Below are 14,207 nucleotides of genomic sequence, written 5' to 3' on the forward strand. Positions count from 1 at the left end.
ACAAAAAGGGTTTTTAGTGAAAATTCAGAAAACGCTTACATATAGTTTCACTAAAATTGTTCATTCAATTTATCTTGGAAACTACACAATCTGACGAAAATCTACAGAAAAACTTACAAATAAAAAATCGGTTTGTCGCTTATTGTCTAAACAATTCCCATTATTGTAGACAATATCCAAAATGCTGAATAGCTGAAAGGTCACCATGCCGTCTCGGTGAATAGTCATAAAAAAGGATTTTGAGGAAAGAAGGAGCTGTGAAAATTATTTTTTTGTACGTTGTGAAGAAAAGAGTCTCCTTGTATACTGTGGCTATGCAAAAAGGGGAAGGGGTGTCAGTCATTTGAGTTTAAACCAGCTTGTTAAAAAAGACGCATTCATATTAATTTTTATGGTGGTGATTGTGCCGCTTGCAGGAGAACTGAAGTTTTATCCTGTGAATGAGACGTTCCGGATCAGCTTTGGGGCACCTGCGTTTTTCTTTTGTTTATTACTCTTAAGGAAATCTAGACCGTTCTTGCCCGGGTTTTTAACAGGCGCAGCCATTGTGCTTTTTCGAGTAGGTTTAGATCTGATGCAGCATCATGCTGATCTCGCTGCATCATTTTATCAGCAATTCCCAAGTTTCTTTTTCTATTTTACATATGCATTCCTGTTCTTTGCCGTCCGTACGGGACGTTTTAAACAGCGCTCTATTTTTATTGGCATCATTGGTCTCATGATTGAATTAGTGGCTGATTTTGTTGAGCTCTTTGTACAATTTTTAGTGTTTGATACGACGATGACGCTATCAAAGCTGAGTGATATGTTTCTCATTGCATTTGCTCACAGCTTTGTCGTAATCAGCTTTTTTAATATGATGAAGCTATATGAGGCACAATCAAGAGAGAAGCAAATCATGAAACAAAATGAGCATATGATGATGGTCATTTCAAATTTATACGAAGAAACGGTTCATTTAAAGAAAACGTTAAAACATACAGAGCACATTACGCAAGAATCATACAGGCTTTATCGTCTCTTGCATGAACACGAAGCAGGGAAGAAAGTGAGTCAGGAGCTATTGAAGCTTGCAGGAGAAATCCATGAAGTGAAAAAGGATAATCAGCGTATATATGCTGGGCTTTCGAAGCTAATTTCTAAGGAAAATATGCAAGACTATATGAAGGCAGAAGAACTCGTTCAAATTGTACTCCGCATTCAAGAAAAGTATGCGTTCTCTCTAGGGAAAAACATCTCCTTTATATCTGATATAAGAGGCATTCATTTGCATGATTATCATGTGTTCATTTTTTTATCGCTCATTAATAATTTAATGGCAAATGCGGTTGAAGCCATAAAGGATAACGGAATGATCTCACTCGTATTGAAAGGAAGTCATGATAAAATAGAGATTCGGATTGAAGATGATGGCCCGGGGATTCCTGAAAAAATGAGAGAAATAGTATTTGATCCAGGCTATACTTCTAAATTTGATGCATATGGAACACCATCAACTGGGATTGGCTTATCCTATGTGAAAGAGCTGGTTAAAGAGCTTGGCGGTACAATTAAAATCGAACAAAGAGAAACAAAGGGAACAGCTTTTCAGCTACTCCTTCCTATACAAAATTTAATACAGAGAGGGTGAGTGTATGCGATTTTTCATTGCAGATGATGATCGTGCAATACGCTCGATTTTAGGACAAATCATTGAGGATGAAGATTTGGGAGAGGTCGTGGATGAAGCCGATGACGGTGTTGGATTAGAAGCCCATTCATTGAATCTAAAAAAAATAGACATCCTTCTGATTGACCTTTTGATGCCTGCTAGAGATGGCATTCAAACCATTCGTCATATTCACCCTGAATTCAAAGGTAAAATCATGATGATTTCCCAAGTAGAGGCGAAAGAGATGATGGCAGAAGCCTATGAATTAGGGATCGAATATTATATTCATAAACCTGTCAATCGAATTGAGATCGTCAGTGTGATTCGAAAAGTCATAGAGCGGATCAAACTCGAGAAATCGATTTGCGATATTCAAGCTTCCCTTCGCCATGTGCTGCCGTTAGAGCCTGTGATTTCTCATAATACAACGGGCAATGGATTGAAGAAAAGGACGATGAAAGAGGCGGGGGAATTTCTCTTATCAGAACTAGGAATTGTCGGAGAGAGCGGTTCTAAGGATTTACTTGAGATACTGATCTACTTACATGAAACTCAGTCAGCCAATTCTCATGAGGTTAATTTCCCGCCGCTAAAGCAGCTCTTTATCAAAACAGCGGAGAGGAAGCTGGATCATGGGGCAACCGATGTCGAAGTGATGAGGGAAGTGAAAGCGGCAGAGCAGCGGATTAGACGCGCTATTCATCATTCCTTGAATCATTTTGCTTCACTAGGATTAACAGATTTCTCGAATCCTAAGTTTGAGCACTATGCGTCGAAGTTTTTTGACTTTACCGATGTCAGCCAAAGAATGAAAGAAATGCAGAAGACCTCATCATCCGCAGGATCAACGGGCAGAGTCAATACGAAGAAGTTTGTTCAAATCTTTTATTTTGAGGCAAAGCAGTTATTTGAGGGAATGAGCTAAAGAAAATCTATTGGAATGATTGGAGAAAATAAACAGAAAAAGACCGCTATTCCTATGATTTGTCGTGATCTTCAAGTATCTTTATTATTTAACTGATCATTCTGATTTTTCTTTTTTCTTGAAAATAAAACTCTCTTGTGCAATCGTTTGTTAAAATAGTGAGGTTAGACTAGAATGTCGGAGGTTTTATTTTGGGAAAAATTAAACGAAATGCGCTCTGCCCTTGTGGGAGCGGAAAAAAATATAAACATTGCTGTGGTCAAAAGTCAGGCGGAGAACAAACGTCTGAGCTTGTGTTTAAGGAAGCTGTACAAGTTCAAAAGGATTTAATGAATTACGCATTCTCTAAACATCAGAGAGCCATCAATCAATTCATTAATGAGTTTTCTTTTCTTGCAGATATGGATAAAGAAACGCAACAAATCTCAGTCTTTCATTTGAGTGTATGGGGTATCTTCTTCCGTCCATTAACGGATCAGAAAGAAACCATCTTCCAAGAATTCCTGACAAAGAAAGCGGAGGATATTACCCGTCCGAAAACAAAACAAGTGGTTCAATCATGGACAGACATGGAGCCTTCTTTGCTTTTATTAAATGAAAAAACGGACGAGTCTCTTTACTTTGAGAATATGGTGACAGCTGAAAAGGTTGAAGTAGATGTAAAACCGGATCAAACAGTGCTGCCTGAAAAGGGAAGTCTCGTACTTGGATTCCCTGTTCAATTTGAAGAAAAAGCAGAGTTTTTCATTCAATATACGATGTTTGCGAAGGAGTTTACAGATACGCTTCTTCTTCAAGTTCGTCAGCTTGTTGAAGCATATGAGGCAAATGGAGGAACGCGCAGCACATTTATGAGAGAATCATTCCCTGACGTGTTGGAGTGCATGTTTGCGAAGCAAGAAGTAGAAGAATCAGAAACATCTGCTCAAACAGAAGGCGATACAGGTCTAACAGCAGATCGCATGGACTGGGCAAATGACGTTCAACTGGAAACAGCTAAGCTGATTGAAGACGGAATGAAGGAACACGGGGACCAAAGCTTGACTGATGGCGCTTTAACTGTGTGGAAAGCCTATTGTGATCAGAAATCACCTGTGATCCGTAAAGCAGCATCATTTGCTGCGGGAATCGAATACTACATTCATTCACTTGCAAGCGATGCCCCGCTTTCTCAAGCGCAAATAGCGAAAAAGTATGGCATTAGTGCGTCTACTGTATCGAGCCGTTTTAAAGATATTGAAAAAGCGGTGAAAGAAGAGCAAGAGGCGACTGTATAGCATAAGAAAAGACGCGGCACCTTCATTGGGCCAGCGTCTTTTTTAATTCATGATTATCTTGTTTTAATAAAACCGCTCATGTACTGCGATGTATTGTAATCGTTAAGGTCAATTTTCCACTGACCATCCCCATTACGTTTCATTTTCACTTCGTATTCAGCCGGGCTGGAGACTGGAGGAAGCTTCTCGAATTCAGATGCGTACAAGTTTAAGCTTTTCTTATACAATTCTTCTTTAGAGCGGATCTTGCCGTTGTAAAACTCATCTCTTTGCTTGTCTAGCTTGTCTTTTAAGTTAGAAGCATCAATGCCTGTTACTTGAGCGACAACCTTCGCCTCGTCATTAGAGATGGTTTTTACACTTGTTTCTACTTTGGTTTTATCCTTCATGGTGTCTTGAATCCGTTTGTACATAGACAGAATATCACGGTCACTTACTTCATTGCCGTACATTCCGGCGCTTCTTTTGAAGTCTTTTACGAACATGTCGTGGTATTTATTCACGACATCGGATTGGTTGTCGCCCGTTAAATCTGCAAATTGATCGTTCTTTTTGTCAAAGACAATGATATCAGTATAAGCGGAAAGCGCCTTTGCAGGGTTATCCAGCTTTTTCGCTGTATCAAGTATTTTGTTTCCATCTAGGTCGATTTCGATCGAATCACTGTTTTTCTTGATGCTGTCTTGGTAAACGAACTGATATTTTTTCCCTTTGTCTACAAGGAAATAAAGAGCACCTGATTGAGATTTGCCTTTGTTCAATGAACCGAGGTCAAGACGGTCTTTACTGCCGTAAAATTTTAAATCAGATACTTTGGCATCATCCTGATAAAGGGAGAAGTCAGAGCTATATAATGATAGAGCTTTGTCACCTTTATTTGTAATCGTCAGGTTGACTTTTAGCACCAATTCATTGTCTCTAAGCGTAGTTGTTGAGTCTTCTGGTAACGTATATTCGTAGCTATCGACTTTTACCTCTGCTGTTTTTGTTGATTTTTGATCAGCGTTGCTTGATTTGGCTGAGCTCTGGCAAGCTGCAGAGATGATCATCACGAATGAAATCATGAGGAGTGCGCTTATTTTTTTAAGATTCACAGTTGATGCTCCTTTGCTTTTCTTTCGTCATTTCATTCCCGCTATCTGACTATGAAAAAAGAAACAGATAGAATGGTATATTCGGGTGTTACAGGGGAAAATCTCCTTATGACGATTTGTACTTTTCATTCTATCGAAATTCGATCATGATGAGGAATAGGTTTTAGTGCCTATCTTTGAAAGAAATTTACACAAAAATCAATAATAAAAGGAAATTTGTGAGTCTAATATACCGGTCAATAAGAATTAATTTGTAGATTTATGATCGGTTTTAAATGTTTTTTACGTAAAAATCATGAAGTGAGGGTGTTTGTGCTTCAGAGAGCAGGATACTTGAATGTTGAAAAGGTTTCATGGGAAAATAAGGATGATTAAGCAGATAAGGGAGATGAGCTTTTGAAAAAGGTAACGCTTGGACGAACTAATTTACAGGTGAATCCGATAGGGCTTGGTACGAATGCGGTAGGTGGACATAATTTGTTCCCCAACCTGAGTGAAGATGCCGGACGAGAGCTTGTGGAGACAGCTCTTGATCAAGGTGTCAATTTCTTAGATTCTGCTTTTATTTATGGGCTGGGCCGTTCTGAGGAATTGATCGGTGAGATTATTGCCAAAAGAGGCGGTAGAGAGAACCTCGTCCTTGCGACAAAGGGGGCTCATAAAGAAGTAAACGGACAAATTGAGTTGGATAACAGCCGGGACTTTTTAAGAGAGCAGGTCGAACATAGCCTGAAACGACTGCAAACAGATTATATTGATTTATACTATATGCATTTCCCAGACGGCCGGACGCCGCTGGAAGAAGTAGCAGGTACATTAAAGGAATTGAAGGATGAAGGGAAAATCAGGGCCATTGGTGCATCTAACCTTGATTTTGAACAACTTCAAGCCTTTAATCGAGACGGCTACTTAGATGTGCTTCAGTCGGAGTATTCTTTGCTGAAACGTGAGGCAGAGAAGGATCTTCTCCCATACTGCGTCGAGCATCGTATTTCCTTTATTCCGTATTTCCCATTGGCATCAGGCTTGTTGACTGGGAAATTTACGAAGGATGCGACATTTGATGATATTCGAGCAAAAGATCCGCTTTTCCAAGGCGAGGCGTTCCTTCAAAACCTCGAAAGAGTAGACAAGCTAAAGGTAATTGCACAATCAAAGAACGCCGAAACGGCACACGTCGCACTCGCTTGGCTTTTAGCACAGGACGGCATCGACGCCATCATTCCAGGTGCAAAACGAGCTGAGCAAGTTCAGCAAAACCTAAAAACAAACGAAGTTCAATTAACAAAAGAGGAAATCAATCAAATTGACCACATTTTCTCTTAATCAAAAAAGGTGCTTAGCTGCACCTTTTTTTTATGACATCGTGAGGGGGATTTTGATGACAAGCCGCAAATGTGGAGAACGGTAAGTGAAATCAAGAGTACCGTCTGCCTTTTCAACAAGCTGATGAATGATATACGTGCCCATTCCTTGATGATCCCCGCCTTTTGTCGAGCGGCCAAAGTTTTTAAACAAATGGTCTAACACGTGTTTTTCCATTCCTTTTGTGCTGTTCTCACAATGGATTAAAAAGAGCCCGCTCCGAATAGAGGTCGTAATCGAGATGCTGCCCTCTTTCCCGGCTTGCTTCGCTTCAATCGCTGCGTCTAGGGCATTATCAAGCAAGTTGCCAGTGAAACTAACCTGATCCGCCTTAGAAAAGGGAAGCGATGAAAAAGGTGCTTGAAGGTCTAGAGAAAGGGCAATGTCCTCTTTTTCAGCCCGTTGGAAAAAGGAATGCAGGGTTGAGGCCAAATAGGCATTTTCTCCTTTCATCCAAGGGAAATGTTTTACGTATTGCTGAATCAAATCCTTGATCTCATGCTCGTCGTTCGTCGCGGAAAAGGCATTTAAATGTCTAGCTGTTTCATGATGTTTACTGCGCAGCTCAAGCAGCAATTCATTGGTTCTTGATTCTGCGTTGATCAGCTCTTGAAGCCGCCCGTTTAATCGTCTCTCCGTCTGCATCATCTTCAATGAAAGGATATCTGTTGTCATGAGGATGATCAAAACTAAAAGAAAGCTTAATCCATTTTCTTGCGTCAGAAAAAGGGGTAGACCTGCACAGGTAAAGAGCACAAAAGCGCCCAACATCACATAACCACTCACATGAGGCAAAAACCTTTTGTATATGAAAAATGTATAAAGACAAATCACACAAAAAGTGAGGAGCCACAGCACTCCTGATGATAGCGGCAGAATAGCTTCAGCAGCTGCATGAAACGCAAGACCTAGCCATATGAGAGCATACATGCGGAATCCAAGATAGAAAGCGTTCACGTTCGTTCTCCTTAAAAATAGTATTTCTTAAAGTATTCTAATTGCTGCTTGGTTATCATGGCTTTTTTATCTGTACCTTCAAAAGACACGATAAATGAATTTTTGGCATACGCCGAGAAGTTCTTAATGTAATGAATATTGATGATAAACGATCGGTGGGAGCGGATAAAATCTTTTTCAGCTAGATCGCCCTTTAACTCGTTTAATGTCTGATATGTTTGGATATCTCCTGTTGTTGTGACAATGGTGGTTGACCTGCCTGTTCGCTCAACAAAAATGACATCCTTCTTTTGCAGCACATGAATATCTGACTGCTGTTTAATGAGAAGCCGTCCATGAATGCTTTTCTCCTGCTTGGTGGACATGTAGCGTTCTAAGGATTTGGCAATTCGATCGGCTTGGTAGGGCTTCATAATATAATCGTGAACATTTAAATCAAACGCATGGACCGCATATCCGCTGTTTCCTGTCACAAAGACAACATCGACATTCAGTGCATGAGAGTGAATGAGATCCGCTAATTCATAACCGGACATTCCGGGCATTTCAATGTCTGCGAACAACAGATCAATATCTCCTTTTTTGACCTTCTCGTAAGCATCCTCTGCTGACTGCGTGACAAAGACAATCTCCACAGTCTCCATTCTGCCTACAATGGCATGCAGTTTTTCTAAATCTACTCGGTAATCGTCAACGAGACCTACTTTTATCATAAAAATCACCTATGACTCATCGTATTATTTGTCTATTTTATCATTTGTTTTTTAAAATAGATCATTTCAAGACAGAAAAAGGACGTTTCGCGACATTTTTATGTCAGGGAAGCGTTATTTTTTCTATCATAGACTTAGAAAGTTGAAAGGGGCGAACCAAATGATTACTCTCAGCGATTGCAGCTGCTGGTTTAAAGATAAGAAAAAAGTCGTGAAAGCGATGAAACATATGACGTTCTCCGTGAAGGAAGGGGAAGTCGTTGGCATCCTAGGAGAAAATGGTGCAGGGAAAACCACGTTATTACGCGCCGTAGCCACATTGTTAGAACCTACGCACGGATCAGTCACTGTCGCAGGCTTTGATACGGTGAAAGAATCAACGGAAGTGAAAAAGCGAATTGGTGTCTTGTTTGGCGGTGAGACGGGGCTTTACGATCGTTTGACGGCACGAGAAAACCTTGAATACTTTGGCAAATTGTATGGCTTAGATCAGCATGAAATCAAAGCAAGAATAGAGGATTTGGCAAAGCGTTTTGGGATGAGACAATATATGGATCGAAAGGTGAAAGGATTCTCAAGAGGAATGAAACAAAAGGTGGCGATTGCCAGAACCTTGATTCATGATCCTGACATTATTTTATTTGATGAGCCGACAACAGGCTTGGATATTACATCAAGTAATATTTTCAGAGACTTTATTCATCAGCTCAAGCAGCAAAATAAAACCATCCTTTTTTCAAGCCACATCATGGAAGAAGTCAGCCAGCTTTGTGACAGTGTCATGATGATTCATCAAGGAGAGCTTGTGATAAAGGGACACTTCCAGAATTATATACACAGGAACAAAGTGATGACTTGAACTATATCTTTATGTCGAAGCTCGCTAGGGGGATTTCATAATGTGGAAAACCGTATTTAAAAAAGAAATGACAGATGCGCTAAGAGACCGAAAAACGCTACTCTTAACAGTGCTGATTCCTCTTTTGACGATGCTTGGATTGGTGTTCTTTTATGAAAGCATGATTGCAGATCCAGGAGATGAAACCTATACGGTCGCAGTGAATGAACCGCTTCCAACTGAAATGAATCAAATGATCAAAGAGGTCAAAAACCTCACACTTGAAACATTTGATGACCCGCAGCAAGCTGTCAAAGATGGAAAGGCGAATGCTTACCTGGAAATGCCGAAAGAGGCAGACGACATGCTTCAGCATCAACAATCATTTGCAATTAAAATTCATGGGTATACAACAGATGATGATTCGGTCATCGCGGTTCAAATGCTGCAATCCTTACTGGAGCAGTATCAAAACCAAGTCGTAGAAAAGCGTTTAGCCGCTGATCAAATCAATACATCTGTTGTTCACCCATTTCAGGTGCAGGCTGTTGATGTAGAAGAGGGCGAAGAAGGAGAAAATGGCATGACCTCTATGCTTTTGTCGATTCTTCTTCCAATGATTTTGGTGACCTCCGTCATCTCAGGTGCTTTGCCAGCTGCGCTTGATATTGTAGCGGGTGAAAAAGACCGAAAATCCATTGAAGCGTTGTTCCTGACACCTGCCAGCAGACTCCAAATTCTCATCGGAAAATGGCTGGCTGTCTCCATGTTCGGGATTTTAAGTGGAATTGTGGCGATCGGCATGCTGCTTTTATCCACGCTGCTCTTTACAGAAAAGCTAAAACAAGCACTGAACTTTGGTGATCAAATGTGGAGCATTATCGCCGTCATGTTTGCGGCGCTTATCATCTTCTCCTTCATGGTATCTATGATTGAATTGCTGCTCAGCGTCATTTCGGGCTCAGTCAAAGAGGCACAGTCGTACATGTCGATGATCATTACACTAGGTGTGCTTCCAATGTTCTTTACCATGAGAGCAGGTGCTACGCAACTAGATACGTATTACTTTGCAATCCCATTCCTCAATATTCATGCGCTCTGTAAGCAATTGATGTTTGGCATCATCGATCCGATGGCCGTCACTCTGACACTCGGCTCCTCGGCTCTCGCAGTCGTCATCTTGTTTGTCATCGTGAGAAGCTTGTTTATGCAAGAGAAATGGATGCTTGCGAAATAAAGAAACGCCCTCTTTGATAGAGGGCGTCAGATTGTAGAGAAACTCATGTTTTTCTACAATCTTTTTTATTTTCATCGTAATGATGATGGATGAGATTTAATGAAAAAGGCCTCCCACACACCTAGCCTAGCTTCGCTAGGTGTATGGCAATCTTCTTCATGTTCTGACAGGCAGCTGTGAGAAGCACTTGCTCACTCACATTTTGTTTTCCCCTCAACCGGCAGTAGCGAAGCCCATGCAGTTGTTTTGAATCTGCAAAGCTTCGCTCTATTTTTTCTTTTCTTTTTTGATATAGCTCTTTTCCAGAGGCAGACAGACGATTTTGTCTGATCTTTTCTTTGTGTTCCTCCCATACATGTCTTGAGATCACTTTTTGATGATTTTTCGATCTTGTACAGCGCTCAAGGAAAGGACACGATACGCATTTTTTAGGATCTGACTTGTAGAACCTATAACCTTTTCGATCAGTTGTTGTATATAATAGCTTCTCACCATTTGGGCATATGTAGTGATCATGTTCAGAGTCATACTGAAATTTCCACTTCTCAAATAATCCTCTTGTTGGATGAAAGCGTCTATGTGCGATGACACCAAAAATACGGCGATCGGATAAACCTTTACAGATTGGGGTTGTCAAATAACCAGAATCAAGGGCAACAGCTTCTACTTGAAAACCAAATCGGGCGATTTGGTGATCCAATCGATCAAGATACGGAACAGAGTCATGGATATTGCCGGGCGTGACATGGGCATCCGTGATGATATTGTACTTCATATCCGTTGTACGGTGGTCTAGGTAGAAAAAGCCTTCTGGTTTATTTTCACGATAAAGATAGCCACTTTCAGGGTCAGTCGTACTTTGACGAATGTCTTTTTTCGTTTTCACCTCCTCTTTTACCTTTAAGGGCTTTTTTCCGTGTGCCACTCGATCTTCTTGGATCGCTTCTTCTAAATCATTTATATAGTTCTGAGTATCTTGTTCAATCGTTTTTCTCGTATATTTATGTTTATTGGCATTGGCTTTAAGATGAGTCGAATCAGTAAAAAGAACGCGGCCTCCTACCATATCATGATTAATGGCTTGAAGCACAATTTCATCAAAAATGTCTTGAAAAATCGTTGTATCTTTGAATCGAGTACGACGATTCCAGCTAATGGTCGAGTGGTGGGGAACGGGGTCATTGATGTTCAAACCTAAAAACCATCTATACGCCATGTTATAGTAAATTTCTTTTTCAAGTTGTCTTTCAGAACGGATACCGTACAGGTATCCGATAAACATCATTTTGAATAAAATAAGTGGATCAAGAGAAGGACGACCTTTATTCTCGCTATAATACGGTTTTACTTTATCTACGATAAATGAAAAGTCAATGTACTGATCAATTTTACGAAGCAGGTGATCCTCTTCGACCAGTTGATCTAGCAATACAAATTCGGCTTCGTGCTGAGAAGAATTTCTAGTGTGGAACATGAGAAAAACACCTTCCTTTAGTATGCTTTTCTCTATTATAAAACGGGGGAATGGAAACTTTAAGGAAAAAAATAAAGCTGTCGAGATTTTCTCGACAGCCTGACGCCCTCTTTGATAGAGGGCGTTTTCAAGTGAATACCGATCACCGTATTTTTCAGTTTAAGAAACCGAATTGATCCAAGTTCTCTAAATAAAATTGAAAATGCTCGTTATGAATATCAACTGGATATTCTTCTAACTCATTTTCAATAATTGCACCTACAATTAAAGCATTCATATACCTATCAAGCTTTTCGCAGCTAGCTCTTACTTGAGATTCTGAAATATATAATCCATCTTTACTTTCTAAAATGATATCAATTCTTCTACCTTCTTGTTCATCAAACAATAAGTGATTATACTCCCATTCTTTGACTCTCTTGGGGTTTAAGGGATGTTCACGATTATCAAGTATTTCTTCACGATGATTCTTTTTTTCCTCATTTGAAAACAATTGAATCAATATACTTGGATCATCAATGACAAAACATTTATATATCTTAGTATATTCAAAGTGATCATCATTTACTAAATCTAAAATTTTTGTTTTTGAAAATTCTCTAGCTTTAAATTTAGACGTTATAATCTCAGCGACTCGTTCTTTAGTAAAAATCAATTGATCTTTTTTATATAAATACTGTTTATATAGCTTTTCGTAATTATACATGATTCACCTCTATTAATTATTTAACAGGACCTCCGTAGAATGAATGAGCTTTTGGAGTTCTTTTATAGGGATGCCAGTGATAATAATACCATGAGAGCAGGAGCTACGCAGCTAGATACGTATTACTTTGCTATCCCATTCTTAATATTCACGTACTATGTAAGTAATTGATGTTTGTCATCGTGAGAAGTTTGTTTATGAAAGAAAAGTGAATGCTTGCGAAATAAAAAAGCTAAAAACTTGTAGATTTTATCTGCAAGTTTTTTTATATCCAGAGATTTATATAAAAGAGATTCACTATCGGGTGAAAGGAATGGCATAATGGAAGGGAGAAATTACATTATTATCCCAATTCGATTAATGAGGTGATTCGTGTATGTCTTATCAAACAGTAGACGATGATGTGCTAGAGCTATGTAATATATATGCTCAACAAACACACCATTTTGAAGCGTTTATTTTGGGGAACAGGAAAGGATTATTGGAATTAAGAAAAGCGATAGATGAGGCATTAGAAACGGGTAGTTCCGTTGCACATTTATATCCATCTGATTTTGAAGGATATGAAACGTATGTTGCTTTAGTAGACGACGAACAAAAGTTTGAGAAATTAATGGATCCTTATGTAGAGGAATACGTACAAGATGAGGATGCGGTTGATCCGGTTGAGGTGATAAAAGAGTATGAAGCTGTAAAAGAAACTCCTTCATAATAGACCGTATCTTACTTTCTTGGCTGTAATTCGGAATTAAATATAGGGATCAAACAAAAAACGATAAGAAAAAACCCCCGGCATCGGGGGTTTTTTCTTAGTTCTTGATGAACTTTTCAACTAATGAGCTTGTTTTGTAATCGTTCAAATCAAGTTTCCATTGGTCGATGTCATTTTTCTTCATGTTGACTTCTACTGTTTCTTCAGAAGAGGAAGGTCCTAATTTTTTGAACTCTTCTGGGTAGATCGAGAGTAAATATTTTTGTGCTTCATCATAAGACGCAGTACGGTTTTTGCTGTAGAACTCAGTCGCTTTTTCTTTTAAACGATCGACAAGCGGGCTTGCATCAATTGGTGTAAGAGTTACAGTCACAACGGCTTTATCACCACTGATGGCTTTTGTTTTTGTTGATACTTTTGATTTTTCAGCTAATGTTTCTTTTACAGCTTTTAGAAGCTTATCAAGGTTTTCGTCCTTCGCTGAGCTAGAAGAAATACCTGATGACGTGATGTAGCCTTGTTTGAATGATTTATCAAATTGGTTGACAACAGTTGATTTGTTATCACCTGTTAGTTTTTCGAATTCGTCGTTATTCTTACCAAAAATCATGACATCAATATAAGAAGAAAGGGCTTTTGCAGATGCTTGAAGTGTATCTGCTTTTTTCATTAAGTCTTTACCTTTAATATCGAATTCTAGTGTTTTGTCATCTTTTTTAGAACCACTACCTGGCTCTGTGTACACAAGCTGATAGTCTTTTTCTTTGTCAACAACAAAGAAAAGACCGCCTTTTGATACTTTGTCTGCATTTAGAGAGCTTGAAGATAATACTTCGTTGTAGTCATCTGGAGAGATCGTAGACACCTGTGAGTCATCTTGGTAAAGCGTGAAGTTGCTTTTATCAACGTTTAGAGGCTCTTTGCTGATATTTTTTACAGATACGTTCACTTTTAGTACATACTGATCATCCTGTACAGATGTATCGTATTGAGGTGGTAATGTGTACTCAGCACTTTCTACCTTTACCTCTGCTGCATCAAGGGATTTTGTATCTTTTTCCTTCGTAGCTGACTTTTCTTTTCCACCACTACAAGCAGCAGCGACAACAGTGACACACAAGATCAGAAGAAACAGGGATAATTTCTTTTTAAACATGACGTGTTTTCCTCCTCGGGTTTATGATGAATTTCATTGGAAAGCTTTAGTTCATATCGTTCTTTTTGCACAAAAAGAAAAACACTGTGTGTTTTTTACTGT

General features: G+C 39.3%; 12 protein-coding genes and 1 pseudogene. 7 read left to right on the forward strand and 6 right to left on the reverse strand.

Annotation, left to right across the window (positions count from 1 at the left end):
• The first annotated feature begins 343 nt into the window (after positions 1-343).
• From MHI33_RS01940 to MHI33_RS01950, 3 genes are all read left to right on the forward strand, one after another.
• A complete protein-coding gene (locus MHI33_RS01940) occupies positions 344-1,630 on the forward strand; it encodes an ATP-binding protein (protein WP_113768647.1) in 1,287 nt (428 codons plus the stop codon).
• 4 nt (positions 1,631-1,634) lie between these two features.
• Positions 1,635-2,576, forward strand: coding sequence for a response regulator (locus tag MHI33_RS01945; RefSeq protein ID WP_113768648.1), 942 nt, complete (start codon positions 1,635-1,637; stop codon positions 2,574-2,576).
• 191 nt (positions 2,577-2,767) lie between these two features.
• Complete coding sequence (locus tag MHI33_RS01950) at positions 2,768-3,853, forward strand: SEC-C metal-binding domain-containing protein (protein ID WP_113768649.1); 1,086 nt, start codon at positions 2,768-2,770, stop codon at positions 3,851-3,853.
• Positions 3,854-3,906: 53 nt separating this feature from the next.
• Here the strand turns inward: MHI33_RS01950 and MHI33_RS01955 are convergent, their stop codons facing one another.
• On the reverse strand, positions 3,907-4,947 hold the full coding sequence (locus tag MHI33_RS01955) for a DUF4352 domain-containing protein (RefSeq protein ID WP_113768650.1): 1,041 nt from the start codon (positions 4,945-4,947) through the stop codon (positions 3,907-3,909).
• A gap of 396 nt (positions 4,948-5,343) precedes the next feature.
• On the opposite strand from MHI33_RS01955, the gene MHI33_RS01960 reads away from it, so the two are divergent.
• Entirely contained in the window at positions 5,344-6,273 is a 930-nt protein-coding gene (locus MHI33_RS01960; RefSeq protein WP_185108592.1) for an aldo/keto reductase, read from the forward strand.
• A 30-nt stretch (positions 6,274-6,303) separates the two neighbouring features.
• Here the strand turns inward: MHI33_RS01960 and MHI33_RS01965 are convergent, their stop codons facing one another.
• Both MHI33_RS01965 and MHI33_RS01970 read right to left on the reverse strand, forming a co-directional pair.
• Positions 6,304-7,269 (reverse strand): sensor histidine kinase, encoded by a 966-nt coding sequence (locus MHI33_RS01965; protein WP_340908673.1) that lies wholly within the window; start codon positions 7,267-7,269, stop codon positions 6,304-6,306.
• Between the two features lie 11 nt (positions 7,270-7,280).
• Positions 7,281-7,982, reverse strand: coding sequence for a LytR/AlgR family response regulator transcription factor (locus tag MHI33_RS01970; RefSeq protein WP_106032912.1), 702 nt, complete (start codon positions 7,980-7,982; stop codon positions 7,281-7,283).
• A 160-nt stretch (positions 7,983-8,142) separates the two neighbouring features.
• On the opposite strand from MHI33_RS01970, the pseudogene MHI33_RS01975 reads away from it, so the two are divergent.
• Together MHI33_RS01975 and MHI33_RS01980 are read left to right on the forward strand one after the other, a co-directional pair.
• Positions 8,143-8,882 (forward strand): annotated as a pseudogene (locus MHI33_RS01975) (ATP-binding cassette domain-containing protein).
• Positions 8,882-10,057 (forward strand): ABC transporter permease, encoded by a 1,176-nt coding sequence (locus tag MHI33_RS01980; RefSeq protein ID WP_340908674.1) that lies wholly within the window; start codon positions 8,882-8,884, stop codon positions 10,055-10,057. Before MHI33_RS01975 ends, MHI33_RS01980 begins: the two are co-directional and overlap by 1 nt.
• A gap of 121 nt (positions 10,058-10,178) precedes the next feature.
• Here the strand turns inward: MHI33_RS01980 and MHI33_RS01985 are convergent, their stop codons facing one another.
• Both MHI33_RS01985 and MHI33_RS01990 read right to left on the reverse strand, forming a co-directional pair.
• The gene (locus tag MHI33_RS01985) at positions 10,179-11,531 is read right to left on the reverse strand and encodes an IS1182 family transposase (protein ID WP_265209170.1); all 1,353 of its coding nucleotides are present in this window, start codon (positions 11,529-11,531) and stop codon (positions 10,179-10,181) included.
• Positions 11,532-11,685: 154 nt separating this feature from the next.
• Entirely contained in the window at positions 11,686-12,237 is a 552-nt protein-coding gene (locus MHI33_RS01990) for a hypothetical protein (protein WP_185108586.1), read from the reverse strand.
• A 376-nt stretch (positions 12,238-12,613) separates the two neighbouring features.
• On the opposite strand from MHI33_RS01990, the gene MHI33_RS01995 reads away from it, so the two are divergent.
• The gene (locus tag MHI33_RS01995; RefSeq protein WP_065098732.1) at positions 12,614-12,949 is read left to right on the forward strand and encodes a hypothetical protein; all 336 of its coding nucleotides are present in this window, start codon (positions 12,614-12,616) and stop codon (positions 12,947-12,949) included.
• Between the two features lie 97 nt (positions 12,950-13,046).
• Here the strand turns inward: MHI33_RS01995 and MHI33_RS02000 are convergent, their stop codons facing one another.
• Positions 13,047-14,105 (reverse strand): DUF4352 domain-containing protein, encoded by a 1,059-nt coding sequence (locus MHI33_RS02000; RefSeq protein ID WP_185108256.1) that lies wholly within the window; start codon positions 14,103-14,105, stop codon positions 13,047-13,049.
• Between the last annotated feature and the right edge of the window lie 102 nt (positions 14,106-14,207).

Origin of the sequence: Bacillus sp. FSL K6-2971 (assembly GCF_038006405.1) — a bacterium.
Classification (GTDB): domain Bacteria; phylum Bacillota; class Bacilli; order Bacillales; family Bacillaceae; genus Bacillus; species Bacillus pumilus.

Bases quoted from the DNA above. Each gene is read 5' to 3' on its own strand.
- MHI33_RS01980 (WP_340908674.1), top strand. From the start codon at position 8,882: ATGTGGAAAACCGTATTTAAAAAAGAAATGACAGATGCGCTAAGAGAC.
- MHI33_RS01970 (WP_106032912.1), bottom strand. From the start codon at position 7,982: ATGATAAAAGTAGGTCTCGTTGACGATTACCGAGTAGATTTAGAAAAA.
- MHI33_RS01985 (WP_265209170.1), bottom strand. From the start codon at position 11,531: ATGTTCCACACTAGAAATTCTTCTCAGCACGAAGCCGAATTTGTATTG.
- MHI33_RS01945 (WP_113768648.1), top strand. From the start codon at position 1,635: ATGCGATTTTTCATTGCAGATGATGATCGTGCAATACGCTCGATTTTA.
- MHI33_RS01995 (WP_065098732.1), top strand. From the start codon at position 12,614: ATGTCTTATCAAACAGTAGACGATGATGTGCTAGAGCTATGTAATATA.
- MHI33_RS01990 (WP_185108586.1), bottom strand. From the start codon at position 12,237: ATGTATAATTACGAAAAGCTATATAAACAGTATTTATATAAAAAAGAT.
- MHI33_RS02000 (WP_185108256.1), bottom strand. From the start codon at position 14,105: ATGTTTAAAAAGAAATTATCCCTGTTTCTTCTGATCTTGTGTGTCACT.